A 26,382-nucleotide genomic window follows, 5' to 3' on the forward strand; every position below is an offset into this window, starting at 1 on the left:
GGCCATGCTGAAGCCGCTTACCTGGGCCTTGCTGGGGCTTTTCCTGTTTCTGGTGCCGCTGGCCGTGCTGGGCCCGCACACCTTCGTGCTGGTGCATGACAACCTGGAGGGCGAGGTGGTGTGGGTGCACCTGCTGACCAAGCTGCACCTGGCCCTGGCGCACGGGCCGGGCGCGCTGGTGCCGCCCATCATGAACGGCCTGCCCCGCGAGGCCCTGCGCTCGGGGCTAAGTGTGACCGTGCTGGTTTTTCACCTGCTGCCCCACTCGCCGCTGGCCGCCTATCTGCTGCACGAGGCCCTGGTGCGCGTAGTAGCCTTGCTGGGGATGTATGCGCTGCTGCGCGGCTACGGCCTGCCGCGGCCCGAGCAGCGGAGCCTGGCTGCGGCAGTGGCGCTGCTGTGGGCGGTGCTGCCGGCCTACAGCATCTTCGGGCTGAGTGTGCTGGGCCAGCCGCTGCTGCTGCGCACGGCGCTGCGCCTGCGCGATGGGTCGGCTCGCTGGCCCGATTGGCTGGTCCTGGTGGCGCTGCCCTGGTGGTCGTCGTTTGTACTGGTGGGGCCGTTTATAGCGGTGGCGTGGGCCGTGGCCCTGCTGGTCGACCTGGCCCGGCGTGGGCCGGCGGCGGGGGCTGCCACCCGTCGCGGGGCAGGGGGCTTGTTGGTGCTGCTGCTGAGCTACGTGCTGGTAGAGTGGCAGCTTTTTTATACTACCCTGATTGCCAAATCGTTTGTTCCCCATCGCCAGGAGTTTGACCTGGCCCGCCTGTTGCCCCAGGGCGTAGGAGTAGGCCTGCGGGAAGCGGGGCAGCTATTCTGGCTGGGGCACTACCACGCCAGCCCCTTTTTCAAGGGTGGTATTATACTGGCAGTGGCTATTGCCTTGGCGCGGCAGGCCGCACCGCAGCGCCGGCAGCTGAGCCGGCAGGTAGCCGGCCTGCTCGCGGGCATTGCTGCGCTTTGCCTGCTGGCAGCCTTCCTGCCGCAGCTGTCGATACGGCTCCAGGCGCAGCTGCCGTTGCTGCACGCATTTACACTTAGTCGATTCTATTTTCTGCTGGCGCTGCCCTGGGTTTTGGTGCTGGTGCTGGCCCTGCGGCACCTGCCGCCGGGCCGGCTGGCCCTGGCGCTGGTGGGGCTACAGCTGCTGCCCGCCCTGGCTGCCAACCCGGAGTTTACCAATAATGTACGCGCCCTGGCCGGGCGGCCCCGGCCCGATGCCCCTTCGTACGCCGCGTTCGTGGCGCCGGGGCTATTTTATCAGGTTAAGAATTTTATATATAGTAAAAATAAAACGCGCCCGCCCGCTTACCGGGTGGTGTGCCTGGGGCTGCCTCCGGCCGTGGCTCAGCTCAACGGCTTTTATACCCTCGACTCGTACCAGACGCTTTACCCGCTGGCTTACAAGCATGCCTTTCGCCCGCTCATCGCCGGCGAGCTGGCCAAAAGCCCGGCCCTGGCCACGTACTTCGATGCCTGGGGCAACCGCTGCTACGTGATGTCGGCTGAGCTGGGACGAAGCTATCTGTTTGGTAAGCTGCCGGCGGTGCGGCAGGTGCAGCACTGGGCTTTCGATACCGCCGCTTTTCGGCAGCTGGGGGGGCGCTACGTGCTCTCGGCCGTGCGCCTGGCGCACCCCGAGGAAAGCGGGTTGCAGCTACTGGGTGTTTTCGACGACTCGCAGGCCTATTGGCGCTTGCATTTATACGGGCCCAGCGCCAGGGCAGGGGCGGCTACGCTACCTCCGCCGGCTGGCCCGGCCCCTGGCTCGCGGTAGAGGCCGGATAAAGCGAATCGCGGCGCTGGCAGTCGTGCAGCCAGCCTTTGGCCTGCTCCATCGTCGAAAATATCTGAAGCTCAAACTGCCCGGCAAACGGGTCGTGCCGGAGCAGGGCACCCAGGTCGCCTTCGGTGTGGGGCTGGGCTACGTGCGCCACGTAGCGTAGGCCCAGCCGATTGGCCTGCGGGGCCCATACGTGCTGCAGCCAGGCCGCCGAATCGAACCACGGCCCCTGGATTTGGCTGTTATCGTTGAGCAGGTACGGGATAGCCTGCAGGCCCAGCGGCTCCAGCGCGGCCAGCGCCCCTTTTTCGGCATCGGCCGGTGACACGAAGCCTTGCCAGGTAGTGCGTAGCCAGTGCTCGGCCGGCACGTATTCGGTAATGCAGTAGGCTAGGCCGTTTGGGTGCCGCACAATGCTGGGAGGGATAGTCATGAGGGAGAATGCTGCCGGTAAAAGTGTCGCCGACACTAGACGCAAGTTTTAGGCTGGTAGTTATAGTACAGCTTATCATACGCAGTGCAGCATGGTCAAAAACGGCTTCGCTGGCGTAGATTTGACCTTTCTGTTTGCCCGCGCATGGCTACCAATAATTATCGAAATCCGCCTGGTGGCCCCGCTGCCACCAACCGCCCGGTGCCGCCCGCCGACAATGGCGGCCCGCGTCCGGCGCGGGGCAATATGCCCCGCCCGGCCCCCGGTCCGGCTCCGGCCGCTGCCCCGGCCAAGGCCCCGGCCGCCCGTGCCCGGGCGCAGGCCGTTGCGGCTCCGCGCGGTCCTTTGCCGGGCGTAAGCCAGCTAACGGCTATTCTGCACGACCGCCGCTTTCACCTGCTCATCGGGTTTGGGCTGCTGCTCGGCTCGCTGTATCTGACCATCGCCTTTACCTCTTTTCTGCTCAGCGGCCGTGCCGACCAGAGCGTAGTAGCGGCCCTGGGTACCGTGCCGGTGAAGGAAGCCGGGCAGGAGTCGGGCAACTGGCTGGGCCTGCTCGGGGCCTGGCTTTCCGAAAAGCTGATTTACCGGGGCTTTGGCCTGGCTTCCTACGCGCTGATTCCGATAGTCTTCTTTCTGGGCTATAAAATCGTGTTCCGGCGGGCGGCGGGCTCGGTAAGCTATGTGCTGGCTTTGGGCTTGTTTACTATGCTGTGGGTCAGTACCTTGCTGGGCTACGTGGTAGTGCAGATGGCGCAGCCCGGCACCGACCCGGCCTTGGCGCATCGGCTGGACTGGCTAAGCGGCGGCAGCGGCTATGAGCTGGCGCTCTGGCTTGACTCGCTCATCGGCTGGGGTACGGTGCTGCTGCTGGCGTTTGGGCTGATTATGTTCGTGGTGTTCTTCTTCAACGTCACCAGCCTCAACCTGAGCCTGGGCGATAAGGAGGAAGACGAAGAGAGCACCGAAGCTGACGCGGCGGAAGTCGTTGCACCCGTAGCCGCGGCCCAACGCCCCGCTAAGCCCGCCCGCCCGGAACCCGTGCCTACCCGCGAGCCCGAGTTCGAGCCGGCCCCACCGCGGACCAGCCCGCTCAAAGCGCCGGCACCCGCCGCCAGCTTTGAGGTAGTAGCCATGCCCGAAGCTGAGCCGGAAGCGCTGCCCGGCGCGACGCTTACCGGCGCGGTGGGGGAGGTGGCCCTGGCCACCGCTCCGCTGACTACGGCCCCGGTTATACCCGCGGTGGCGGCCTCAGCAGCCAGCGGCCCCTCGTTCTCGTTTGAGCTGCCCGAGGCCGAGCCGGAGGTAGCGTCCGCGCCGGTTGCAGCCAGCATTCCGACCCCGCTCTCCATGGCCGACCTGGCCGATAGCCCGCTGCCGGCTGCCCGCCCGACGCTGCCCGATGCTACCGTTAAACCCCTCGAACTAACAGTGCCGAGCCGCGATGACCTGGACCCCAACGCGGGGGCCGATATCGCCGCCGTGGCCGACGAGGACCTGGACGCGGATGTAATGCCCGACGTGAACTACGACCCCACGCTCGACCTTTCGCGCTACCAGTTTCCGACGCTGGAGCTGCTCAACGACTACGGCGTGGCCAAGGCGCAGGTAACCAAGGAGGAGCTGGAAGCCAATAAGGACCGCATTGTGGAAACCCTGGGGCATTATGGCATTACCATTGCCAGCATCAAAGCCACTATCGGGCCCACGGTGACGCTCTACGAGATTGTGCCCGAAGCCGGCGTACGCATCTCCAAAATCAAGAGCCTGGAAGATGACATTGCCCTGAGTCTGGCTGCGTTAGGCATTCGCATTATCGCCCCCATTCCGGGCAAGGGCACCATCGGCATTGAGGTGCCGAATACCAAGAAGGAGATGGTCAGCATTCGCTCGGTGCTGGGCAGCGAGAAGTTTGCCCGCACCGAGATGGACCTGCCGGTGGCCTTCGGCCGCACTATTACTAACGAGGTGTTTGTGGCCGACCTGGCCAAGATGCCCCACCTGCTCATGGCCGGGGCCACGGGCCAGGGCAAGTCGGTGGGCCTGAACGTCATCCTGGCCTCGCTGCTCTACAAGCGCCACCCGGCCCAGCTCAAGTTTGTGCTGGTCGACCCCAAGAAGGTGGAGCTGAGCATCTTCAACAAGATTGAGCGCCACTTCCTGGCCAAGCTGCCCGACACGGAGGAAGCCATTATCACGGATACGAAGAAGGTGGTCAATACCCTGAACTCGCTCTGTATGGAGATGGACCGGCGCTACGACCTGCTCAAGGAGGCCGGCTGCCGCAACCTCAAGGAATACAACCTCAAGTTTGTAGAGCGGCGGCTCAACCCCAAGAAGGGCCACCGCTTTCTGCCTTTCATCGTGCTGGTAATTGACGAGCTGGCCGACCTGATGATGACGGCCGGCAAGGAAGTAGAAACGCCCATTGCCCGCCTGGCCCAGCTGGCCCGTGCTATTGGTATTCACCTCATTGTGGCTACCCAGCGCCCGTCGGTCAACGTTATTACCGGTATCATCAAGGCCAACTTCCCCTGCCGGATTTCCTTCAAGGTGACCAGTAAAATCGACTCGCGTACCATCCTCGACACCGGCGGGGCCGACCAGCTCATCGGGCAGGGCGACATGCTGTTCTCGGCTGGCTCCGACCTGATTCGGGTGCAGTGCGCCTTTATCGACACGCCCGAGGTCGACCGCCTCTGCGACTATATCGGCGAGCAGCAGGGCTACGCCGATGCCTACCTGCTGCCCGAAGTAGCCGGCGCCGACGGCGACGATGGCAGCGGCCAGGAAGAGATGGACCCCAGCGACCGTGACTCGATGTTTGCTGAAGCTGCCCGCTGCATTGTGCTGCACCAGCAGGGCTCTACCTCGCTTATTCAGCGCAAGCTGAAGCTGGGCTACAACCGCTCGGGCCGCCTTATGGACCAGCTTCAGCAGGCCGGTATTGTTGGTCCCTTTGAGGGCAGCAAGGCCCGCGCCGTGCTCATTCCCGATGAATATCAGCTGGAGCAGCTGCTGAACACGCTGGTGAAGTAGCGTGGACTCTGTGAGTCCGCGCGGGGTAGCAGGCGGACGATACTACGCGAATGCGCGGACTCACAGAGTCCGCGCTACGTTAGTCTTTTGGCCCCGCTTTTGCGTATCAGGCTCTGTCCGGCGCCAAACGGCCGGGCTTTTTTTACTTTTATGACCAAGCACTTCTCCCTGCTGGCGCTGGCCGCCTCGCTCGCGCTGCCCGCCGCTGCCCAGCAAGACCCCAAAGCCGGTAAGATTCTCGATGCCGTGAGCGCCAAGTACACGGCGCTCAAGTCGTTTCAGGCCAGCTTTACCCAAACCCTGGAAAACCCCGCCGCCAAGCTCAAGCAAAACCTGACCGGCGACGTAACCGTGAGCGGCCAGAAATACCACCTCACCGCCAGCGGCCAGGAGGTCATCAACGACGGCAAAACGACCTGGACTTATCTCAAAAACGAGAACGAGGTGAATATCTCCGAATCGGACCCCACGAACCAGGATATGTCGCCGGCCCAAATGTACAATATGTACAAAAAAGGGTATAAATATGTCTATGTAAAATCCTTGAAGGATGCCGGTGTCACCAGCGACCTTATTGAGCTGTCGCCGGAAGACCGGAAGAACGACGTGTTTAAGGTGCAAATAGTAGTGGGCACGGCCGACCATGCCATCCACAGCGTGAAGACGTTTAAGAAAAACGGGACGCGTACCACGTTCACCCTCAAGAATTTCAAGCCCAACGTGCCGGTATCGGCAACCACGTTTGCGTTTGATAAGAATGCGCACAAGGGCGTGAAGGTGGTAGACCTGCGCTAGGTTCCGGACTGGGATAGCCTGGGAAAAACCGTCTGTCATTGCGAGCTTGCGACGCAATCGCACCACAACAAACCCGAACGGCTCGTTCTGGTGCGATTGCGTCGCTCTGCTCGCAATGACAGACGGTTTTTATGATTAGCCCGCTATGCGCGAAGATTTCCTGCACTACGTCTGGCAGCACCAGTACTTCGATAAAGCTGACCTGCGCACTACTTCGGGAGAGGAAATCCAGGTGCTGCGCCCCGGCCAGCGCAACGCCGATGCCGGCCCTGATTTCCTGAATGCCCGCCTGCGCCTGGGCGAGGTGGAGTGGAACGGCGCCGTGGAGATTCACCTGCGGGCCTCCGACTGGCAGCGCCACCGCCACCAGACCGATGCCAAGTACGACCAGGTGGTACTGCACGTAGTGCACACCGCCGACGCCGACATCTACCGCACCAATGGCAGCCTCATTCCGGCGCTGGCCTTGGCTCCGCGCCTGGCTCCCGACTTGCTGGGCCGCTACGAAGCGCTGGTACAGGCCCCCGCTGCGGCCCCGCTGCCCTGCGCCCCGCTGCTGCCCCAGGTGCCGCAAGTAGTGCGCACTATGATGACCGAGCGGGCTTTACTGGAAAGAATAGAGCAAAAAGCCGATATGCTGGCCGAGCTGCACGCGCACCTGGAGCACGACTGGGAAGCCACAGCCTACCATGCCCTGATGGCGGCTTTTGGCTTCCAGAAAAACAGCGAGCCGCTGGCTCGCCTGGCCAAGGCCGTGCCGCTGCCCGTAGTGCGCCGGCACCGTCACGATGCCCGGCAGCTGGAGGCGCTGCTATTCGGGCAGGCCGGCTTTTTAGTGGGAGACGAAGCAACCGCCGGCGACGACTACCTGGCCGACTTGCGGCAGGAGCACGAGTTTCTGCGTCATAAGTATAGCTTGGGCCCCAGCGCGTTGGCTGCCCACGAGTGGAATTATCTGAGATTGCGGCCCGCCAACTTCCCGGCCGTGCGGCTGGGGCAGCTGGTGGGGTTGCTGCACCGCCGCCCGGCCTTGTTCGATGCGCTGCTTACGGCCGGCAGCGTAGCCGCTCTCACAGAATTTTTTGGGAGTGCGCCCGCTCCGGCCTACTGGCAGACGCATTTTCGGCCCGGCCGGCCGGGCAAGGTGCCGGGCCTGGGCAAAAGCAGCATTGCCCTGCTCATTACCAACGTGGTGGTGCCCCTGCGGGTGGCCTACGCCCGCCAGGTGGGCCAGCCTGCGCTGGTCGAAAGCAGCGTAGCCCTGCTGAGTGAGCTGCCCGTCGAGCACAATCAATACACCGACCTTTACCAGAATCTCGGCTTTGAGCACCGCACCGCGGCTGATTCACAGGGCCTGCTGGCTATGCATAAAGGCTATTGCCAGCCGCGTCGCTGCCTGCACTGCGCCATTGGCGGGCGGCTGCTTGGCGGCGGGGCTAAGTCGCTTATCAACCGATGAAGCTGCTTACTGCGCTGCTCCTGAACGTGCTGCTGCTGGCCCTCGCCGGCTGGTGGCTGCGGCGCGAGTACCGTGCTGGTACACCCGTGCTCCGGCGCTGGCTGCTGCTTACCTTGGCTCTGCGCCTAGTGCTAACGGCCATTGCCGGCTACTGGCCGGGGCCTGATGCGCGCGGAGTAAGCTACTGGGCCCAAGGGCTGACGACGGATTTCTGGGCCAACCCGGCAGCCGCCTTTGAGCGCTGGCAAAGCCTGACCGTGCACGCGCACGGAGAAGTGATGACCACGCACAGCATGTCAAATACGCTCTTCTTTAGTAAGCTGTTGGGCTTACTGAATCTGGGCTCTGGCGGAGCCTTATGGCTTAATGCGCTGTATTTAAGCTTTTTTTGCTATATAGCCTGCTGGGAGCTGGTCCGGGTGTTGAGCCAGGTATTTCCGACTACGCCCCGCGGAGCTGGCTTAGTGGCCTGGCTGCTGTGGCCTTCGGTGCTGTGGTGGTCGGCCGGTATTAACAAGGAAACGGTGCTCATCGGTGCCAGCGCTGGCCTCGCCGCTCTGGTGCTGGCAGGCGTGTATGGCCGCCGGCCGGTGCCCGGCTGGCAGCTGGCCGGCAGCGTGGTACTGGGTGGGCTGCTTGCGTGGGTGCTGTTCCGGATGCGCTACTTCTTTGCCCTGCCGCTATTTGGCGGGCTGGTGGCCTTGGCGCTGGTGCAGCTGGCTACCGGGCGCGGCTGGCTGAATGGCCGGTGGCCGGCGCAGGCCGGCACCGTGTTACTACTCATTGCCGCTGGTGGCAGCACGGCCATGCTGGTGGGCGGCCGCTACCTGGAGCCAAGCTATTTCAGCCTGGAAGTAAATAAAAACTATCAGCACGGCGTGCTAACCTCGCAGGGCCGGCCGCACCTTGTATATGCCGATTGGCAGCCCACGCCCCTGGGCCTGTTGCGCCATGCGCCGCAGGCCGTGGGGCAGGTGCTGGTGCGGCCCTGGCTCGGCGAATCGGCCCGGCCGCTGTACCTGCTGGCGGCCCTGGAAAACGTAGCGCTGGTGGCCTTGCTGCTGCTCGCCTTTGCCGCCGGCTGGAATGGGCGGGTCGGCCGGCTGCCGGTTGCGTTAGTAGTGGTGCTGGTGGTGTACTGCCTGCTGCTGGCCGCCTTTATTGGCCTGAGTACTCCCAACCTGGGCACCCTGCACCGCTACCGGGCCGTACTGCTGCCCTGGCTGCTGCTGCTGCTGCTGCAAAACGACTACGCCCGCGCTCTGCTGAGCAAAGCAGGCCTGGCAGAGTGAGCCCCAGGCTGGCCCACGCGGCAACGACTTCGGTACAATCCTTTCGGCTTACTTTATCCCGGTCGTACCTTTGCCTGCTTATGGAAAACCCTGTTATCATTCTCGGCGCTCAGGCCGTGGGAACGGCCGCTTTGGATGCTTTTTTGTCAAACGATGTAGTAGTTTACTGTCTGCTCGATGATGACCCCAAGCTGCACAACACCGAACTGCTCGACGTGCCCGTAATGGGCAACACCGACGACGGCGAGCTGCTGAAGCTGCTGGGCAAAAAGTGCGAAGTGTTCGTTGCCACCGAAGATGCGGCCAGCCGCCGCAGCCTCACCAAGATGCTGCGCGATGAGTATGAGGTGGTGCCCGTAAACAGCATCCATCAGCGGGCCAGCGTGTCGATACACGCCGAGCTGGGGCATGGTAATTATGTGGGTCCCAATGCCGTAATCGCGGCCACTGCCAAGGTCGGTGAAGGCGTGCTCATTGGCCCCAACGCCGTGGTCGAAGGCAGCGCTGCCGTGGGCGACTATGCCCAGCTTGGTAGCGGCGCCCAGATTGGGGTAGGAGCCAGCGTGGGCAGCAATGCGTTTGTGGGCGCGGGAGCCGTGCTGGTGGCCGGCGTAAAAGTGGGCGACAAGGCCCGCGTGGGCGCCGGCTCGGTGGTAGTGGCCGACGTGCCCGCTGGCCAAACGGTATTCGGCAACCCGGCGGTGAAAGTGTGAGAAAGGGTAGGAGTTAAAAGTTAGGAGTTTTCAAATTAGAGCTCCTCTCAAAACGGCTAACTCCTGACTCCTAACATTTAACTCCTAACTAAATATGTATCAGGTCCTTCTTTATTATTGCTATACCCCGCTCGCCGACCCCGAGCAGTTTCGCGACGAGCATCATCGGCTGTGTCTGGCGCTGGATTTGCGCGGGCGCATCATTGTGGCCGCCGAAGGGCTGAATGGCACCGTGTCGGGTACGCGCGAAAGCTGCGCCGCCTACATGGCTGCCGTGAAAGCCGACCCGCGCTTTGCCGCGCTGGAATTTAAGCTAGATGAGGCGGCCGGGCATACATTCCAAAAGCTGCATGTTCGGGTGAAGCCCGAAATCGTGCACAGCAGCCTGCACCACGTGCGGCCCTACGAAAAAACCGGCCAGCACCTGAGCCCCCAGGAGTTTAAAGCCCTGAAGGACCAGGACGACGTGGTGGTGGTAGATGTGCGCTCCGATTATGAGTACAACCTCGGCCGCTTCAAAAACGCCGTGACGCTGGATATGGAGAACTTCCGTGACTTTCCCGAGCGTGTTGAGCGCCTGCGCGAGTTTCAGGATAAAAAAATTCTGACTTACTGCACCGGCGGCGTGAAGTGTGAGAAAGCTACCGCTTTTCTGCTCGAGCAGGGCTTTGAAAACGTGTACCAGCTGCACGGCGGCATTATCAAATACGGCATAGAGGCGGGCGGGGAGGACTTTGAGGGCCAGTGCTACGTGTTTGATAACCGCGTGGCTGTAGATGTCAACCGGGTCAACCCTAGCATTATCGCCCGCTGCCACCACTGCCAGCAGCCCTCGGCCCGGCTCATCAACTGCGCCAACCCGCACTGCAACGCCCACCTGCCGCTTTGCGAAAGCTGCGGTACGCTCCTCGACGGCGCCTGCTCCGAAGCCTGCGCCGAGCACCCCGACAAGCGCCCCTACGATGGCACCGGCACGTATCCCAAACTCAGCAACCACTACACCCCGCGCAGGGGCTGGCCTCTTTTAAAATTAAAAATGAGAAATGAGAAATTAAAAATTGCGCCTGTTTCTTTACCCGAATTGCAGTGGCTTTTTTGCTCATTTTTAATTCTTCTTTTTTAATTTTTAATTAAAAACATGATTCCCGAGTCCGAGCTTATTCTGAATCCTGACGGCACGATTTATCATCTCAATCTGCTGCCCGACCATATTTCCGATACCATTCTGACCGTGGGCGACCCGGCGCGGGTGGCGCAGGTGAGCCGGCACTTCGATTCCATCGAGTTTGAGGGCACGCACCGCGAGTTTGTAACCCACGTCGGCTACTACCGGGGCAAGCGCCTGACGGTGCTGAGCACCGGCATGGGTACCGATAATATAGATATTGTACTGAATGAGCTCGATGCGCTCGTCAATATCGACTTTCTCTCCCGCACGGTGCGGCCCGTGGAGGAGCGGCTGAGCCTGCGCATTATCCGGCTGGGTACAAGCGGTAGCCTGCAGGCCGATGTGCCGGTGGGTTCCATGCTGGCCACGCAGCATGCCGTGGGCCTCGATACGCTGATGCAGTTTTATCCGCTCATGGAAACCGGCCTCGAAACCCAGGTAGCCAAAGACTTGCAGCAAACCCTGGCGTTGCCCTTTGCCCCTACGTGGTGCGCGGCTCCGACCTGCTGCGCGAGCAGCTGGCCGGCGATATGCTCATCGGCAACACCGTGACCTGCCCCGGCTTTTATGGCCCGCAGGGCCGCCGCCTGCGCCTCGACCTGCGCCAGCCCGACTACATGGCGCGCCTGCAGGGCTTCCGCCACCAAAGCCCGGAGGGTGACTTCCGTCTCAGCAACTTCGAGATGGAAACCGCCGGCTACTACGCCCTGGGCCAGCTGCTGGGCCACGAGGTGCTTAGCCTCAACGCTATCGTAGCCAACCGCGCCACCGGTGAGTTTGCCAAAAATGCCGGCGATATCATGGACCGCATGATTGCCCGCACGCTGGCTTTGGTGTAGTCTAGACCGCGGATTTATCGGATTACCCGGATTTTGTGGACGTAAGAAAGGCCACCCAATTGGGTGGCCTTTTCAGCTAAAGCAAACAAATAAGAATCGTCCACAAAATCCGGGTAGTCCGACGAATCCGATAAATCCGCGGTCCAGACTTAATAAAAATCGAATCCCAGCACGGCCCGCAGCGGCAGCGTGATGCCGGCTTTCAGGCTCAGGTACTCGGGGTGAGCGCCCCACACGGCGGTTTGGACGCGCTTGGTTTGGCCATCGGCGGTTTGAAAGAAAATATCCAGCTTGCCGTGGTGGGCATTGCCCAGCACGCAGGCGCGTTCGGCATCGACGCGGCGGCGCTCACGCGCGGCCTTATCAGTCAGGACATCCTCAGCGGCAAAGTGGAGGGTTGGAATCGTTTCTTTTTCAATGGTTTCAACGGGCTGGTCGGTGCTGGGGGCAAACATAAGATAGTACTAGCGGGAGGTGAATAATAGAGCGGAAGGCCTAGCTACCCAGGTAGCGGCGTCGTTATTGTACCAAGTTTAAGCCGGTTCGGTTTACAATTCGGCCGCTAAAAATTCCATCGTGTCGATGCCATCGGCGTAGTCGGCCACGCCCGGAAACTGCGCCTGGCCAAATGGTACCGAGCCCGGATATCGCCCGCCCGCCGACACGAGGGCCTGCGTCTGGGCCGCCACATCAGTGAGCTGGTCGAGCAGGTCGATTTCCTGGGCGTAGTAGCTGTAATGCAGCACCGAGATGGGCGACACGAGCGCCGCACTCTCGGTGAGCAGCAAAAAGCCGTTGTCGAAATGCGGCACGGCGTTCACGAGCATAATGCTCTTGTTGTAGTCGTAATTATTCTGGTACTTGTGGTGGTTGAGCACCTGGTGCCAGGGCTGCCAGGCGTCGAGCAGGGGCACGAAGTCGTAGCCCTCGGGCACGTAGAGCTTGCTCACGTTGCGGCAGCCCAGGCCGTAGTACTGCACCACATCGGGGCCCAGCGCGGCCAGCTCGTCGGCCGTTTCGTGGCCCGTGATGATGGCCAGGCTCGTGCGGTTGCGCCGGATAATGTGCGGCCGGCTCTTGAAATAAAACTCGAAGTAGCGCGCCGTATTGTCCGAGCCGGTAGCGATAAAGGCATCGGCCGCGTTGAGCCGCTCCACTACCTGAATGCGCTCGGCAAAAGCAGGCTCAATCTCAGTCAGCTCCTTGATAATCCACAGCATGAGCAGGGTATCATCCTTACTGAGCTTGGCCAGCAGCGTGTGGCCGCTGAGCAGCACACACAGCAGGTCGTGAAAGCCCACCAGCGGAATGTTGCCGGCCATCACCACACCTACTTTGCGCGGCGTGGTGGGCTCGGCGCGGTAGCGGCCGGCCCAGCGCGTAAGTAGGGGCTCTTCGAGTAGGTGGGCCACGCCACCAATGGCGGTGCGCACGTTGGGCAGGTCGAACCAGGCATTCTGGTTGCGGGCGCGGTCGGCCAGGCCCAGTATTTCGTCTTCGGAAAGAGTAGCGAGGCGGCGGCCCAAAGCAGCGAAAGCAGCGAGGCGGGCAGAATGATTCAGCATTAAATAAAATGAGAAGAATGTGAAAATGTGGGAGATGTAGAAAAAGCCAGCGGCCTAAAGGGGGTATTTAGCTCATTTGCCATTTCCCGCATTTTCACATTCTCCCTATTTGCCACATTGAAAATGTACCTTTGAGGGTTCAAACCAGCCAGGCCCGGCACTTTTACGTACAGCCGGGCAGCTTTGACCAAGCAAAATTACTCACTAGCATAAGGAGACGACGGCAATGGCCATCATGATAACCGACGAGTGCATCAACTGTGGTGCCTGCGAACCGGAATGCCCCAATACGGCCATCTACGAGGGCGGCGCCCAGTGGCGCTGGGCCGATGGCACCACCCTGAAAGAAGTACAGACCATCGATGGCAAGCTGGCCGGCGGTACCGACCCCCAAAAGCCGGTATCCAACGAGTACTACTACATCGTGACCGATAAGTGCACTGAGTGCGTGGGCTTCCACGAGGAGCCGCAGTGCGCCGCCGTGTGCCCCGTCGACTGCTGCGTAGACGACCCCGACCACCGCGAAAGCCGCGAGCGCCTGACCCAGAAGCAGCAGTGGCTGCACAAGGCGGCGTAGCCTAAGCTCGATCGATTACCTTCGCTTACTGGCCACTATTGGTTTGGTAAGCGAAGGTTTCTCGCAGTTAAAGGTCTGGTAATCGGCCCCACAAAACCGGCGCTTAGTTGAAAAAGAGGTTTAAATACCGCACATACAAAGCGCAGCACCTATGGAACGGCCAAAAATTAAGCTAGAGCTATCCGTATCCGACAAAGTAATAGAGGCGCTCGGCTATCTGGCGGTGGCCGCAATTTGGATACTGCTGCTAGCCAATTACAACAAGCTACCGGCGTCGGTACCCATCCATTACAATGGAGCCGGCAACGTAAACATGCTTGGCGATAAAAGCTCCATTGTGGTGTTGCCGTTGCTAGCGACGGTGCTATTTAGCGCATTAACGATATTAAATAAATCGCCCAATGTCTTCAATTATCCAGTTGCTATAACAAAGGAAAAAGCAGCTCAGCAATATACTAATGCGACCAGACTAATTCGGTATTTGAAAGGTGGTATCGTCGTTATTTTTGGAATAATTACATTTAGAACAATTCAAACTGCATGTAAACAAGCGGATGGCCTTGGCACTTGGTTTCTGCCAGTAATACTAGGTATTATTTTTATTCCGCTACTGGTTTTCTTAGTGAAATCGTTTAAGACGAAATAGTAACTGCCTGGCACCCTTGTTTAAAACAGATGGCGGGTGGCCGATTGCTCCGCTGACAGCATTTGCAAAAATTCGTCCCGCGACACTTCCTCCGCGCCCAGTGCCGCCATGTGCGGCGTCAGCTGCTGAATATCAACGAAGCTGGCCCCGCGCATTCGCAGCTGCCCGGCTAGCGCTAGCACCGCCAACTTCGAGGCATTGGGCCGGTGGTGAAACATGCTTTCGCCCGCAAATACGCCTTGCACGGCTACGCCGTATAGGCCGCCCACCAGCTCGTCGCCCTCCCATACCTCCACGCTGTGGGCGTGGCCGGCGGCGTGAAGCGCTTCATAGCCGCGCACCAGCTGCGGCGTTATCCAGGTGCCATCCTGGCCGGGGCGCGGCTGGGCCTGGCACGCCCGCATGACCTGCCCAAAGGCTTCGTCGAAGCTGATGCGCCACAGCGACTGCCGCTGCGCCCGCGCCAGGCTGCGGCCCACGTGCAGGCTAGCCAGCCGCAAAATGCCCCGGCGCGGCGGGCAAAACCAGGCCAGCGGCCACCCCGGCACCGGCCACGGAAAAACCCCTTGGCTGTAGGCCGCCACCAGGTTTTCGACGGTGGGCTGACCGCCGAGCAGCAGCAGGCCGTCGAGGTCGTCGCGCGCGGCGGTGGGTGAGGGGAAGGAGAGGGGCATCAGATTAATCGTAGCGCGAATCCGCAATAAGCCAGTGGAATCCTACACGCTAATTTGCGGTAATTAAAACCAGTCTTTTCTTTATGGAAGTACCAATCGAAGCCAAGAGAGCAGTATTTGCAGCAGTTGCTTCCCAAATGTCTGGCCAACCAAAAATTGCCCGTTTAGCAACAAGTCTAGCTAAAAATTTCAAGTCCACTGCCTCTGACCCTTTAGAACGGGCAAAAAATTTAGCTTACCTTTTATATGTGCATGAGCAGCCAGCTTTAAGCCTCCAGGTGTGTGAGCTTCTCAATGATATAACATTTAAGAACAACTACAACCTCTGGACATGGGTTGAGCTAACATTAGCTTTAGAGTGGAAACTTCGTGTGGATGCTGGTCAGGCGGTGAAAGCACAGGCATGTGCTGATATCATTCGGGATACTGACCAAACTGGTAGCGAAACTGAGCGATTGCAGAAGATAGCAACCTTAGAGCATCGCTTAACGGGTAGCCTATTGTACGATACTGAAATTACAAACTCACAGCAAAGAGGTGATAAGACGGGAGAGAGAACTTGGCGTATGCTACAGCTAGGAGCACTTTTATTCATTGAAGCACTAGGCGGTTCCGACGTATTGCCAGTATCTGACCTCGAACAACAAGTTGTATTTAATTTGGTCAAGCTGCGAAGTGCTTAATTCAGCTGTCATGACTAACAGCTACTAGGCTGCCGTACTTTTGCCACCTAGTAGCAGACCCCCGACCTAATGTCCCTCGCCAAAACTTACTCGCCCGCCGACGTTGAAGCCAAATGGTACCAGCGCTGGCAGGAGCAGGGCTTTTTCCAAGCCAAACCCAACCCCCGCAAGCAGCCCTACACCGTGGTTATTCCGCCGCCCAACGTGACGGGCGTGCTGCATATGGGCCACATGCTCAACAATACCATCCAGGACGTACTGGTGCGCCGCGCCCGGATGCAGGGCAAAGAAGCCTGCTGGGTGCCCGGCACCGACCACGCCAGCATCGCTACCGAGGCCAAGGTAGTGGCCATGCTCAAGGAGCAGGGAATCAACAAGAAAGACCTGAGCCGCGAAGATTTCCTGACCCACGCCTGGGCCTGGAAGGAGAAATACGGCGGCATCATTCTGGAGCAGCTGAAGCAGCTCGGCGCCTCCTGCGACTGGAGCCGCACGCGCTTCACGATGGAGCCCAAGCTGACCGAGGCCGTGCTGCGCGTGTTCGTGGACTTATATAGGAAAGGTCTAATATACCGGGGCGTGCGCATGGTGAACTGGGACCCGCTGGGCGGCACCGCTATCTCCGACGAGGAAGTGATTGCTAAGGATACCCAGGCCAGGATGTACCACCTGCGCTACGAAGTGGTGGGCCAGCCCGGCCGCTTCCTCACGGTGGCTACCTCGCGTCCCGAAACTATCATGGCCGACGTGGCCGTGGCCGTGAACCCCACCGACCCGCGCTACCACGACCTGGCCGGGCAGCGCGTGCGCATCCCGCTGCTGGGCCGCGAAATTCCGGTTATTCAGGATGAGTACGTGACGGTGGACTTCGGTACGGGCGCCCTGAAAGTGACGCCGGCCCACGACCTGAATGACTACGAGTTGGGCCTGAAACACAACCTGCCGGTTATTGATATTCTGAACGATAACGGCACGCTGAACGAAAAGGCCGAGTTGTACGTGGGCCAGGACCGGTTTGCGGCCCGCCGCAACATCGTGAAGGATTTGCAGGAAGCCGGCCTGCTCGATAAAGTCGAGGAGTACGCCAGCATCGTGCAGACCTCGGAGCGCACCGGGGCCGTAATTGAGCCCAAGCTGAGCTTGCAGTGGTTCCTGAAAATGGAGCACCTTGCCAAGCCCGCGCTCGAAGTGGTGGAAAATGACACCATCAAGCTGCACCCGCCTAAGTTCAAGAACATGTACCGGGTGTGGATGGAGAACGTGCGCGACTGGTGCATCTCGCGCCAACTGTGGTGGGGCCAGCGCATTCCGGCCTATTACCTGCCCGATGGCTCGTTTGTAGTAGCCCAGCATGAAGCCGAAGCCGTGCAGCTGGCCCGTGAGCAAACCGGCAACAACGACCTGCAAGCCAGCGACCTGCGCCAGGACGAGGACGTGCTCGATACCTGGTTTTCGTCGTGGCTCTGGCCAATTTCGGTGTTCGATGGCTTCGACGACCCCGACAACGCCGACATCAACTACTTCTACCCGACCAACGACCTCGTAACGGCCCCCGAAATCCTGTTCTTCTGGGTAGCGCGCATGATTATGGCCGGCTTGGAATACCGCAGGGAGGTGCCTTTCAAAAACGTGTACCTCACTGGTATTGTGCGCGATGCGCAGGGCAGGAAAATGAGCAAGCAGCTCGGCAACTCGCCCGACCCGCTTGACCTCATCCGTGATTTCGGGGCCGACGCGGTACGGACCGGGATGCTGTTCTCGTCGCCCGCCGGCAATGACTTGTTCTACGACCAGAAGCTGATTGACCAGGGACGCAACTTCAACAACAAGCTCTGGAACGCCTTCCGCTTAGTGAAAGGTTGGGAAGTGGATAACACGCTGCCCTTTGCTAATGCGCAGGCAGTGAGTTGGTTTGAGGCTAGGCTGGCCGAAGCCGTAGCGGTGCTCGACGAGCACTTCGACAAGTTTCGGATGAGCGACGCGCTGCTGACTGTGTATAAACTGGTGTGGGATGACTTCTGCGCGCTCTACCTCGAAATGGTGAAGCCGGCCTACCAGCACCCGATTGATGCCGAAACGCTGCGTGCCACCGTAGGCTTCCTCGAAACGCTGCTCAAGCTGCTGCACCCGTTCATGCCCTTCATCACCGAAGAGCTGTGGCACGAGCTGGCCGAGCGCGGCCCCAAAGACTACGTAACCGTGGCTCACTGGCCCAAAGTGACCGCCCCCGCCGACAGCGCCGATACCCTGGCCGGGATGGACAAGGCGCTGGCCATCGTGGCCGGGGTGCGCAACGTGCGCAACCAGAAAAACCTTGGTCCGGTAAAGCAATTGACACTGGCGGTGAAAACCGACGACCAGGCCGCTATCCTGGCCTACGAGCCGCTAGTGCGCAAGCTGGCCAACCTCAGCGACTTATCGTTTGCCCAGGAAGCGCCGGCCGGGGCGGTCAGCTTCGTGCAGGGCAGCAGCGAGTTTTTTGTGCCGCTCGACATGCAGGTAGATGCCGTAGCCGAGCGCGCCCGCCTAGAAAAAGAGCTGGGCTACGCCACCGGCTTCCGCGACTCGGTGTCTAAGAAGCTGAGCAACGAGAAGTTCGTGGCCAATGCCAAGCCCGACGTGCTGGAGCGCGAGCGCCAGAAGCTGGCCGATGCCGAAGCCAAAATTGCGACCCTGGAGCAGGCACTGAAAGCGCTGTAACAACGCCGTACCAGCTTGCCCGGCGTGCTCAGGACATTATGCACGCCGGACAGGCTGGTCGGTCAATTTAAGGAAGGACGTTACTACGTTGCGGATGAAGTTTTTTTTGCTGAGGGGCACAGGAGTGTTGCTGATACTCTACGTGTTAGGGTGCGCCTGGCTGTACGTTAAGCAGGAAACACTCCTCTTTTATCCGCAGCGGCTACCTGCTGCTTATAAGTTTGGTTTTCCTGGTAAATATATAGAATATACTATAATATCCGCCGATGGCATTCCTTTAAACGGACTGCTGTTTAAGGCAGATGCGGCGAAAGGGCTAGTTTTCTTCCTGCATGGCAATGCAGGCTCGCTGGCTGATTGGGGCCGGCTGGCTCCGGTTTATCAGCAGCTTGGCTATGACGTATTTATGCTGGATTACCGTGGCTATGGCAAAAGCCAGGGTACGATTACGAGCCAGGCCCAATTGCTAAATGATGTAGAGGCTGCCTACCAGCAAGTTGCTAGCCGCTATGCCGAAAATACGGTCGTGATTGCCGGCTATTCGTTGGGCACCGGCCCGGCCGCTTGGCTGGCAACCCGGCATCAGCCCAAGTTGCTCCTCCTCCATGCACCTTATTACAGCATGACCGATATGGCGGCGCACACCATTCCAGTTTGGCCGTTGCTGCCAAACTTGCTGCTACGCTATCCGCTGCCTACCAATGAGTTCGTAACGCGGCTCAAGTGCCCGCTGATGCTGGTGCACGGCGACCGCGACCAGGTTATTCCGTATGCCTCTTCCCTGCGGCTGAAGGCTCTTTGCGCTACTGGCTCGCAGTTGCTTATCATACCCGCAGCCGGGCACAATGGTCTAACGGATAAATTCAATTACCGACAAGCAATTCGCCGCCTGCTGTAGCGCCAGGCCGTCCGCCGTGCGGTAGCCATAGGTGGCTTTGGTAGCTTAATTCTATGCAAGATGGCCGGGCTGGTAAGTTGACTTTACCCACTTACCGTGATAAGCATTTTAACACTTTAATCAACCAAAATCAAATTTCTAGCCGTTTCTTTGAGGTAGTTAATTATGTTCTTGTCCATGAAAGCACGTTACTCATGCTGGCTTAGCTGCCTGATTAGTCTGGCGACATTGTCGGCGCAGGCCCAGACTGCGCCTGCTGCTACTATGACCAATCCGCCCATTGCCACGGTTAAAGCCAAAGAGCTCGTCTCGCCCAACGGTACCCGCACCGATAATTACTACTGGCTCAACGAGCGCGAAAACCCGCAGGTGCTCGACTACCTGAAAAGCGAAAACGCGTACACTGAGCAGCAAATGTCTGCCGTTAAGCCTTTGGAGGAGAAGCTTTTCAACGAGATGAAAGGCCGCATTAAGGAGCAGGATGCCTCGGTGCCCTACCGTGACCACGGCTACTACTACTACACCCGCTACGAAACTGGCGGCGAGTACCCGCTCTACTGCCGCAAGGAGGGCTCCCAGCAGGGGCCCGAGGAAGTGATGCTCAACGGCAACGAGATGGGCCAGGGCAAGTCGTACTTCGCCATTGGCGGCTACGCAGTAAGCGACGACAACCAGACGCTGGCCTACGGTGTCGACAGTGTAAGCCGCCGGCTTTACACGCTGCGCTTCAAGAACCTGAAAACCGGCAAGCTCTACCCCGAGAAAATTGCCAATACGGCCGGCTCGGCCGTGTGGGCTGCCGACAACAAGACGGTTTTCTACGCCAAAAAGGACGTGACTACTCTGCTGGCCTTTCAGGTGTATCGGCACACGCTGGGCACCGACCCCAGCCACGATGTGCTGGTGTATGAGGAGAAGGATAACACCTTCGGGGTGGGCATTGAGCGCAGCAAATCACGCCGCTACATCGGCATTACGCTGCACAGCTCGCTGTCGTCGGAGTATCTCTATCTGGAGGCCAACAAGCCGGCCGGTGAGTTTAGGGTGTTTCTGAAGCGCGAGCCCGACCACCTGTACGAAGTGCAGGATGCCAACGGGCAGTTCTACATTCTTACCAACTGGGAGGCTCCCAACTTTCGGGTCATGGCCGCGCCGCTTACCAACACCGGCAAGGGCCAGTGGGAAGACGTGGTGCCGGAGCGCGAAGACGTTTTCATCGAGCAGATGGAGCTCTTCAAAGACCACCTGGTACTCAACGAGCGGGCCGAAGGACTGCGCGAGATGCGCGTCATCAACTTCTCGGACGAGGTGGGCCATATTGTCCCGTTTCGTGAGCTGGCGTACACTACATACATCGGGGCCAACCCCGAGTTTGATACCCCAACGCTGCGCCTGACCTACACCTCGTTTACCACGCCTGCCACTACCTACGACTACAACATGGCTACGCACAAGCTTACGCTGCTCAAAGAGCAGCCGGTGCTGGGTGGCTTTAACAAGGAGGACTACGTGACGGAGCGCTACTTCGTGACGGCCCGCGACGGCAAAACGATTCCGATGACGGTGGTGTACAAAAAAGGCTTTAAGAAGGACGGTACCGGGCCGTTGCTGCAATATGCCTACGGCTCGTACGGCATCTCCATGGACCCGACTTTTTCCTCGGCGCGGCTGAGTTTGCTCAACCGCGGCTTTGCCTACGCGCTGTGCAATATCCGGGGCGGGCAGGAGCTGGGCCGCAAGTGGTTTGAAGATGGCCGCATGCTGCACAAGAAAAACTCGTTTACCGATTTTATCGACTGCTCGCTGTTTCTTGTCAAGGACAAATTCACGTCGCCCGCCAAGCTGTTTGCCGAGGGCGGCAGCGCCGGCGGCCTGCTGATGGGCGCAATAGTGAATATGCGCCCCGACCTATATAAAGGCGTTATCGCCGAAGTGCCATTTGTGGATGTTGTTACGACCATGTCGGACGCCAGCATTCCGCTCACCACCGGCGAGTACGACCAGTGGGGCAACCCGGCCGATAAAAAGTACTACGACTACATGCTCTCGTACTCGCCCTACGACAACGTAAAGGCCCAGAAATACCCCAACATGCTGGTCCTTACAGGCTTGCACGACTCGCAGGTGCAATACTTCGAGCCCGCGAAGTGGGTAGCCAAGCTGCGGGCCACTAAAACCGATAACAACCTGCTGCTGCTGCATACCGACATGGATGCCGGCCACGGCGGGGCATCGGGTCGCTTCAAGGCGCTACACGACGTGGCCCGGCAGTACGCCTTCCTCTTTATGCTGCTGGGGCAGAAATCGATGATGTAGGCTCTTTAGGGGGTAGCTGATTTCCGTCGTTCATTAAGCTTAACGGATTGACCAGCAACGAAGAAAAGCAACTAACAAATACTAATTTTAGCGCAGTACCGAAGGCGCGGTGGTCGAGTGGGCCGCCGCGCTTTTTTCGTCGGCGCTCAGCTGGGCCTGTAGCTGAAACGTGACCTGCTGGCAGGCGGCAAAATGCTGCTCGGCCGTTTTGAGGGCGGCCTCAGTAGACAGCAGGCGCTGGTAGAGAAAGACGATAAGGCCCAGCGAAATGGCCAGGGTAGCGATAAAAAGGATGTTTTTCATGCGTATTGGGTAAGCTGTAATTACCGCAGAACGTCCTGCTCAGCTGGCATCCGCTTCGACAAGGGGACGCCAGTTGAGCAGGACGTTCTTTTTTGATTGCTGACTACTAAATTATACTGCCGTATTGGGGTCGAACTGCTCGAGGTAATCGGCCACCTTGCGCACAAACATGCCGCCGAGCGAGCCATCGACCACGCGATGGTCGTAGCTGTGACTCAGGAACATAAAGTGTCGGATACCGATTAGGTCGCCCTGGGGCGTTTCGATAACGGCGGGCTTTTTCTTGATGGCTCCCACGGCCATGATGGCCACCTGCGGCTGCATGATAATGGGAGTGCCCATTACGTTGCCAAACGAGCCCACATTACTGAGCGTGTACGTGCCGCCTTCGAGGTCTTCGGGCTTGAGCTTATTCTGACGGGCGCGGTTGGCCAAGTCGTTCACCTTCTTGCTCAGGCCGTTGAGGTTAAGCTGGTCGGCATTGTGAATAACCGGCACGATGAGGTTGCCCGACGGCAGCGCTACCGCCACGCCGATGTTAATATCACGCTTCTTGATTATATAATCGCCGTCTACCGATACGTTGATGTTGGGGTAGTCCTGGATGGCGCGCGCCACTGCCTGAATGAAGATGGGCGTAAAGGTGAGATTTTCGCCTTCGCGCTTCTTATAGGCATCCTTGTGCTTGTTGCGCCAGTTCACCAGCTCGGTTACATCGGCCTCCACGAAGCTCGTAACGTGCGGCGAAATACGCTTGGAATCGACCATTCGCTGCGCAATCATCTTGCGCATGCGGTCCATCTCCACCAACTCCTGGCTGCCCGATACCGACGGCGCGGGCTTGGCCGTAGCACTGGCGGCCTGTGGCTTGGGAGCAGCAGGAGCAGGCGCGAGTTGCGGTGCTGCCTTGGGCTCAGCCGGGGCAGGCTGGGCCACCGGCGCGGCATGCGCCGGAACTGCCGGTACCAGCGGCTGCTTGCCATTGGCTACGTAGTCGAGAATATCTTTTTTAGTTACGCGGCCTTCCTGGCCGGTGCCGGGCAGGCGCTCGAGGTCGGCCATGCTCACGCCTTCCTCGCGGGCAATGCTGAGCACCAGCGGTGAGTAGAAACGGCCTTCCTGCACCGGATGCTGGGCACCTGCGGGCTCAGGAGCCGCTACCGGCGTGCCAGGGCCCGGCAGGTAGGGTACGCTTTCATCGCCCGCCGGCGGGGTAGGCAGCGCGGGTACGCGGTCGGGCTCAGTTACGGGCGGGTTGGCGCTGGCTTCTTCCAGGTCGTCGGTGTTTTGAGCCGCGGTCGCAGCGGCATCCGTCTCGACAATGGCAATGGGCGCGCCCACGGCTACTACCTGGCCTTCCTGCACCAGGATTTCGGCCAGCGTGCCGGCGTACAGGGCGGGCACTTCAGTATCTACCTTATCGGTAGCTACTTCTAATACCGACTCATCTTGCTCAATGGTATCGCCAACTTGCTTGAGCCATTTCAGCACGGTGCCTTCCATGATGGATTCGCCCATCTTGGGCATCGTCATTTCCACTCGGGCCATAATTCGGGGGCTGGGGGTCTTAAAAACGTAGGGTGGGGTGGGAGGGAGTTTGGAGCCGCAAAGGTAGGCAGAAGCTAAACGCCCCCGCACCGGCGGGCTGGGCGGGGGCATTATCAATTAAAGCGGTACTTGATTGCTAGTCTACTGGTCGAGGTCGAATGAACTTGACCAATTGCTTACCTCAACCCTGGGGTTTTTCTGACGCACTGCATTTTCAAAAGCTTGTAGCTGAACGCCAGGAAGTATGCGTACAAACTGTTGCTGGTCGGCCGCGTCGATGTAGCCTATTTTCCAGTAATGCTGATAGCCCACTCGAAACATAGTGAATTTAATTTTATTGACTTGGCTAAGCGGAATTTGCTCCGTGCCTGACTTCTTATACAGATAGAAGTTAGTATCGTCAAAATCAGTAGCAAAACTGCTGGCAATTAGCTTGTAAATAAGCCAAATACCGACTGGAACTGCCAAAAGAATTATTGTTTCTCCTCGCGAAATTGCGGCTGAAGCACGTAGCTCATTGCGCACAGTTTGCGCATAAATAAAAAGCAGAAAAGGGACGATAACCCAGCGCGCCGGTCGCCAGCTTGTTGACAGAGAAAAGTTATAGGACTGCCCATCACCTACCCAAATACTATTGCTGCCACATCTAACCGTTCGCCCATCGGCTTGGCGTTCTTTAGCAGGGGCACCCAGTATGTACACCGCCCATGCAAGCTAGTTTCGACAGCGAATGGCCGAGAACGTAAGCTTAGGTGGAAGCGCATCATAAACTAAGGTAGCGTTGAAACATGATAAAAGTGAAGACAGCCGACTTACTTAGTGGGTTTCGTAGCTAGTAGTTTCGGGCGGCACAATTGAGGCGTTGGTCGGGGTTTGAGAAGTAGAATCCTAAAGCGGGCGCGCCAACTATAATTCTGGCTACTCGTTTGCAAAGCTGTAACCAACCAGCCGCTGGGGTTCAGGCCACCGGCGGCTGCCTGATTGCTCATTTTATTCTTTTCACTTCCTATTCCTCCTTGTCATGAAATCTTTCCTGTTTGCCGCCCTGGCTACTGCCACGCTGCTTACTAGCACCGGCGCTTTCGCTACTCCTTTTAATGACCGCGGCCGTGATAGCCGCGTCCAGCAGGACCCCGGTCATCGCGATGATAATGCTCACCGCGATGACAACCGGGGACAGCAAGACCGCCGCGCTATGCAGCAAGGCCAGGTTCGCGGCAATGACCAGCACCGCAACGACCGGGCTGACAACCGCCAGGCCAATGACCATTTCGACCGTAATAAAAATTATGGCTTCGACCGCAACCACCAGGTGACCCGCGAGGAGCGCCGCAACTGGGAGCAGGGCCACAACTACGGGTATGACCAGGGCCACCGCGTAACGCCCCAGGAGCGCGCCCGCTGGGAAGCTCAGTATCGCCGCTAAACTATCTGGCCGGGCCGGCATCTAACCTAAAGGGTGCTGGCCCCGGCTTTTCACTTTTTTTCTGCAAATTTTCTATGAAGAAGTTTTTGTTGCCCCTACTGGCATTTGCGCTGTCGGCTACTGCCGCTGCGGCCCAGGAGGAAGGGCGTCCTCAACGCACCCCCAAAGAAATGGCGGCCCGCCAAATGCAGGGCCTCACCAAGCAGCTGGGCCTGAGTGCCGACCAGTCGGCCAAAGTGCAGCCTATCTTATTGGCCCGCGACCAGGAAATGATGGCTATGCGCGCCCAGATGCAAGCCGGTACCGCCGACCGTGCCCAACTGCGCACGCAAATGCAGGCCAACCGGAGCAAGTACGAAGACCAGCTTAAAGCTATCCTCACGCCCGAGCAATTTACCCAAATGCAAACCCTGGAAGCTAACCGCCGCCAGCGCGGAGCTGAGATGCTGCCGGAGGGCAAGATGAAGGAAAAGGATGGCAATCTGAAAATTAAAACCAAAACGGATAGCTAAGCCACTCCTGCCGCTCGTCGTTATTCCTCAAAAAGCCCTGGCCCCGAAAGGTCAGGGCTTTTTTTGAGGGGGAAACCGGACTTAAAAATTTCTTGCGCGTGCTTAGGCCGTTGTGCGGCGGGCACCAGCTTGTAATATGCAGAAAGATGAATATTTTAAGCTGGTGCCCGGCGGTGGGAACTGGTGTTAATGCGGGTAAAGTCGCCGGCCAGCTTGTGTTGCCCTCAACTCCTGGCTGCGGGGAGCCAAATCGGAAATAGCTATGAAAAAGCCGCCTGTTCGTTCGAACAAGCGGCTTTTGCTATTTCTTTATTTAAGAACAGGCGTTACTTGCCGCCCAGTAGAAAGCCGATATAGGCCTGAAATACGGAATTGCGGGCATTTTTGAAATCATTGTTGCTGTAGCCATCTTTGGCAAAGTCCGTGAACGCGCCATTGTAGCGCAGGCCCAGCAAAAAGCCCTGTTTCGATTGAAAGCCCAGGCCGCCGACGTAGCCAATTTCGTTGCGGTTGACGTTGCTCAGGTCGGTAGTACCCGAGCCGGCGGTCCCAACCACGCTGCCATTATAGGTTTGGGTGCGGTCGGTCGAGATATTCATCAGGTAGCTGTACTGAGGCCCAGCTTCGAAGAATACGCTGCCGACTTTGAGCCGCACGAGCACCGGCACGTCGAGGTAGTCGTAGCGCACGCTCCCCGTGTTGTGATAGGTGCCAAGCGCCGTAGTATATTGCTGGTCAGCGTATTTAAATCCTTTCTGGGAATACAGCACTTCGGGCTGAATGGAAAACATGTCGTTGGCGAGCCCAAAGTTGAGCATGGCGCCGGCCTGAAAGCCTAAGCGGTTGTTGTACTGGCTCTGGTTGGTAAGATTGCCGGATAGATTGGAAAGACTACCACCAGCCTTGAGGCCAAATTTGATAGTTTGGGCGTGGGCTGTCGGGGCTGTCGCAAGCGCTACTAGCGCTGCCCCCGCCGTCAAAGAAAGGAGTTTGGACATAATAAAAAGAGGGTTAAA

At 59.1% G+C, this 26,382-nt stretch carries 25 protein-coding genes; 17 read left to right on the forward strand and 8 right to left on the reverse strand.

The genetic code is table 11. From position 1 onward, the window contains the following. Positions 1-4: 4 nt before the first annotated feature. Positions 5-1,774 carry a DUF6044 family protein gene (locus tag GKZ67_RS05560; protein ID WP_173241488.1) on the forward strand — a complete coding sequence of 590 codons (1,770 nt, stop codon included), beginning with the start codon at positions 5-7 and terminating at the stop codon, positions 1,772-1,774. Here the strand turns inward: GKZ67_RS05560 and GKZ67_RS05565 are convergent. Next, positions 1,731-2,213: a hypothetical protein gene (locus GKZ67_RS05565; RefSeq protein WP_173241489.1), complete on the reverse strand. Its 483-nt coding sequence runs from the start codon at positions 2,211-2,213 to the stop codon at positions 1,731-1,733. The two genes, GKZ67_RS05560 and GKZ67_RS05565, sit on opposite strands and share 44 nt — an antisense overlap. A 144-nt stretch (positions 2,214-2,357) precedes the next feature. Here GKZ67_RS05565 and GKZ67_RS05570 point away from each other — a divergent pair, with 144 nt between their 5' ends. The 8 genes from GKZ67_RS05570 to GKZ67_RS24415 all read left to right on the forward strand — a co-directional run bounded on the left by GKZ67_RS05570 (position 2,358) and on the right by GKZ67_RS24415 (position 11,518). Then, a complete protein-coding gene (locus GKZ67_RS05570) occupies positions 2,358-5,252 on the forward strand; it encodes a DNA translocase FtsK (RefSeq protein WP_217278693.1) in 2,895 nt (964 codons plus the stop codon). Positions 5,253-5,402: 150 nt separating this feature from the next. Continuing rightward, the gene (locus tag GKZ67_RS05575; RefSeq protein ID WP_173241491.1) at positions 5,403-6,047 is read left to right on the forward strand and encodes a LolA family protein; all 645 of its coding nucleotides are present in this window, start codon (positions 5,403-5,405) and stop codon (positions 6,045-6,047) included. A 145-nt stretch (positions 6,048-6,192) separates the two neighbouring features. Continuing rightward, positions 6,193-7,506: a DUF2851 family protein gene (locus tag GKZ67_RS05580; protein WP_173241492.1), complete on the forward strand. Its 1,314-nt coding sequence runs from the start codon at positions 6,193-6,195 to the stop codon at positions 7,504-7,506. After that, positions 7,503-8,798, forward strand: a complete 1,296-nt coding sequence (locus tag GKZ67_RS05585; protein ID WP_173241493.1) for a hypothetical protein — start codon at positions 7,503-7,505, stop codon at positions 8,796-8,798. The genes GKZ67_RS05580 and GKZ67_RS05585 overlap by 4 nt, the downstream gene beginning before the upstream one ends. A gap of 80 nt (positions 8,799-8,878) precedes the next feature. Continuing rightward, positions 8,879-9,511, forward strand: coding sequence for a DapH/DapD/GlmU-related protein (locus GKZ67_RS05590; RefSeq protein ID WP_173241494.1), 633 nt, complete (start codon positions 8,879-8,881; stop codon positions 9,509-9,511). A gap of 94 nt (positions 9,512-9,605) precedes the next feature. Continuing rightward, on the forward strand, positions 9,606-10,634 hold the full coding sequence (locus GKZ67_RS05595; protein ID WP_173241495.1) for a rhodanese-related sulfurtransferase: 1,029 nt from the start codon (positions 9,606-9,608) through the stop codon (positions 10,632-10,634). 15 nt (positions 10,635-10,649) lie between these two features. Further along, positions 10,650-11,231, forward strand: coding sequence for a hypothetical protein (locus GKZ67_RS05600; RefSeq protein WP_317172246.1), 582 nt, complete (start codon positions 10,650-10,652; stop codon positions 11,229-11,231). Then, positions 11,165-11,518, forward strand: coding sequence for a hypothetical protein (locus tag GKZ67_RS24415; RefSeq protein ID WP_317172247.1), 354 nt, complete (start codon positions 11,165-11,167; stop codon positions 11,516-11,518). The genes GKZ67_RS05600 and GKZ67_RS24415 overlap by 67 nt, the downstream gene beginning before the upstream one ends. Positions 11,519-11,667: 149 nt before the next feature. Here the strand turns inward: GKZ67_RS24415 and GKZ67_RS05605 are convergent, their stop codons facing one another. Next, entirely contained in the window at positions 11,668-11,973 is a 306-nt protein-coding gene (locus GKZ67_RS05605; protein WP_173241496.1) for a hypothetical protein, read from the reverse strand. 93 nt (positions 11,974-12,066) lie between these two features. Further along, positions 12,067-13,083 carry an acyl-CoA reductase gene (locus GKZ67_RS05610; protein WP_317172248.1) on the reverse strand — a complete coding sequence of 339 codons (1,017 nt, stop codon included), beginning with the start codon at positions 13,081-13,083 and terminating at the stop codon, positions 12,067-12,069. A 226-nt stretch (positions 13,084-13,309) separates the two neighbouring features. Between GKZ67_RS05610 and GKZ67_RS05615 the strand changes: the two genes are divergently transcribed. After that, positions 13,310-13,660: a 4Fe-4S binding protein gene (locus GKZ67_RS05615; protein ID WP_151088204.1), complete on the forward strand. Its 351-nt coding sequence runs from the start codon at positions 13,310-13,312 to the stop codon at positions 13,658-13,660. Positions 13,661-13,811: 151 nt separating this feature from the next. Beyond that, on the forward strand, positions 13,812-14,306 hold the full coding sequence (locus GKZ67_RS05620) for a DUF1648 domain-containing protein (protein ID WP_173241497.1): 495 nt from the start codon (positions 13,812-13,814) through the stop codon (positions 14,304-14,306). Between the two features lie 20 nt (positions 14,307-14,326). Here the strand turns inward: GKZ67_RS05620 and aat are convergent, their stop codons facing one another. Then, entirely contained in the window at positions 14,327-14,980 is a 654-nt protein-coding gene (gene aat, locus GKZ67_RS05625; RefSeq protein ID WP_173241498.1) for a leucyl/phenylalanyl-tRNA--protein transferase, read from the reverse strand. Positions 14,981-15,063: 83 nt separating this feature from the next. Between aat and GKZ67_RS05630 the strand changes: the two genes are divergently transcribed. The 4 genes from GKZ67_RS05630 (at position 15,064) to GKZ67_RS05645 (ending at position 21,577) form a co-directional block, all read left to right on the forward strand. Next, positions 15,064-15,663: a DUF6707 family protein gene (locus tag GKZ67_RS05630; RefSeq protein WP_173241499.1), complete on the forward strand. Its 600-nt coding sequence runs from the start codon at positions 15,064-15,066 to the stop codon at positions 15,661-15,663. Between the two features lie 69 nt (positions 15,664-15,732). Then, the gene (locus GKZ67_RS05635; RefSeq protein ID WP_173241500.1) at positions 15,733-18,363 is read left to right on the forward strand and encodes a valine--tRNA ligase; all 2,631 of its coding nucleotides are present in this window, start codon (positions 15,733-15,735) and stop codon (positions 18,361-18,363) included. 94 nt (positions 18,364-18,457) lie between these two features. Then, the gene (locus GKZ67_RS23080; protein ID WP_173241501.1) at positions 18,458-19,261 is read left to right on the forward strand and encodes an alpha/beta hydrolase; all 804 of its coding nucleotides are present in this window, start codon (positions 18,458-18,460) and stop codon (positions 19,259-19,261) included. 264 nt (positions 19,262-19,525) lie between these two features. After that, entirely contained in the window at positions 19,526-21,577 is a 2,052-nt protein-coding gene (locus GKZ67_RS05645; RefSeq protein WP_173241502.1) for a S9 family peptidase, read from the forward strand. An 87-nt stretch (positions 21,578-21,664) separates the two neighbouring features. Here GKZ67_RS05645 and GKZ67_RS05650 read toward each other — a convergent pair whose 3' ends face one another. The 3 genes from GKZ67_RS05650 to GKZ67_RS05660 all read right to left on the reverse strand — a co-directional run bounded on the left by GKZ67_RS05650 (position 21,665) and on the right by GKZ67_RS05660 (position 24,130). Then, positions 21,665-21,880, reverse strand: a complete 216-nt coding sequence (locus GKZ67_RS05650) for a hypothetical protein (protein ID WP_173241503.1) — start codon at positions 21,878-21,880, stop codon at positions 21,665-21,667. 111 nt (positions 21,881-21,991) lie between these two features. After that, entirely contained in the window at positions 21,992-23,428 is a 1,437-nt protein-coding gene (locus GKZ67_RS05655) for a dihydrolipoamide acetyltransferase family protein (protein ID WP_173241504.1), read from the reverse strand. Between the two features lie 141 nt (positions 23,429-23,569). Beyond that, complete coding sequence (locus GKZ67_RS05660; RefSeq protein WP_173241505.1) at positions 23,570-24,130, reverse strand: hypothetical protein; 561 nt, start codon at positions 24,128-24,130, stop codon at positions 23,570-23,572. Positions 24,131-24,449: 319 nt separating this feature from the next. On the opposite strand from GKZ67_RS05660, the gene GKZ67_RS05665 reads away from it, so the two are divergent. Beyond that, on the forward strand, positions 24,450-24,854 hold the full coding sequence (locus GKZ67_RS05665) for a hypothetical protein (protein ID WP_173241506.1): 405 nt from the start codon (positions 24,450-24,452) through the stop codon (positions 24,852-24,854). 74 nt (positions 24,855-24,928) lie between these two features. Beyond that, a complete protein-coding gene (locus GKZ67_RS05670) occupies positions 24,929-25,366 on the forward strand; it encodes a hypothetical protein (RefSeq protein WP_173241507.1) in 438 nt (145 codons plus the stop codon). A gap of 326 nt (positions 25,367-25,692) precedes the next feature. Here GKZ67_RS05670 and GKZ67_RS05675 read toward each other — a convergent pair whose 3' ends face one another. Next, positions 25,693-26,364, reverse strand: coding sequence for a porin family protein (locus tag GKZ67_RS05675; RefSeq protein ID WP_173241508.1), 672 nt, complete (start codon positions 26,362-26,364; stop codon positions 25,693-25,695). Positions 26,365-26,382 lie beyond the last annotated feature (18 nt).

It is taken from the genome of Hymenobacter sp. BRD67 (assembly GCF_013256425.1).
GTDB lineage: Bacteria > Bacteroidota > Bacteroidia > Cytophagales > Hymenobacteraceae > Hymenobacter.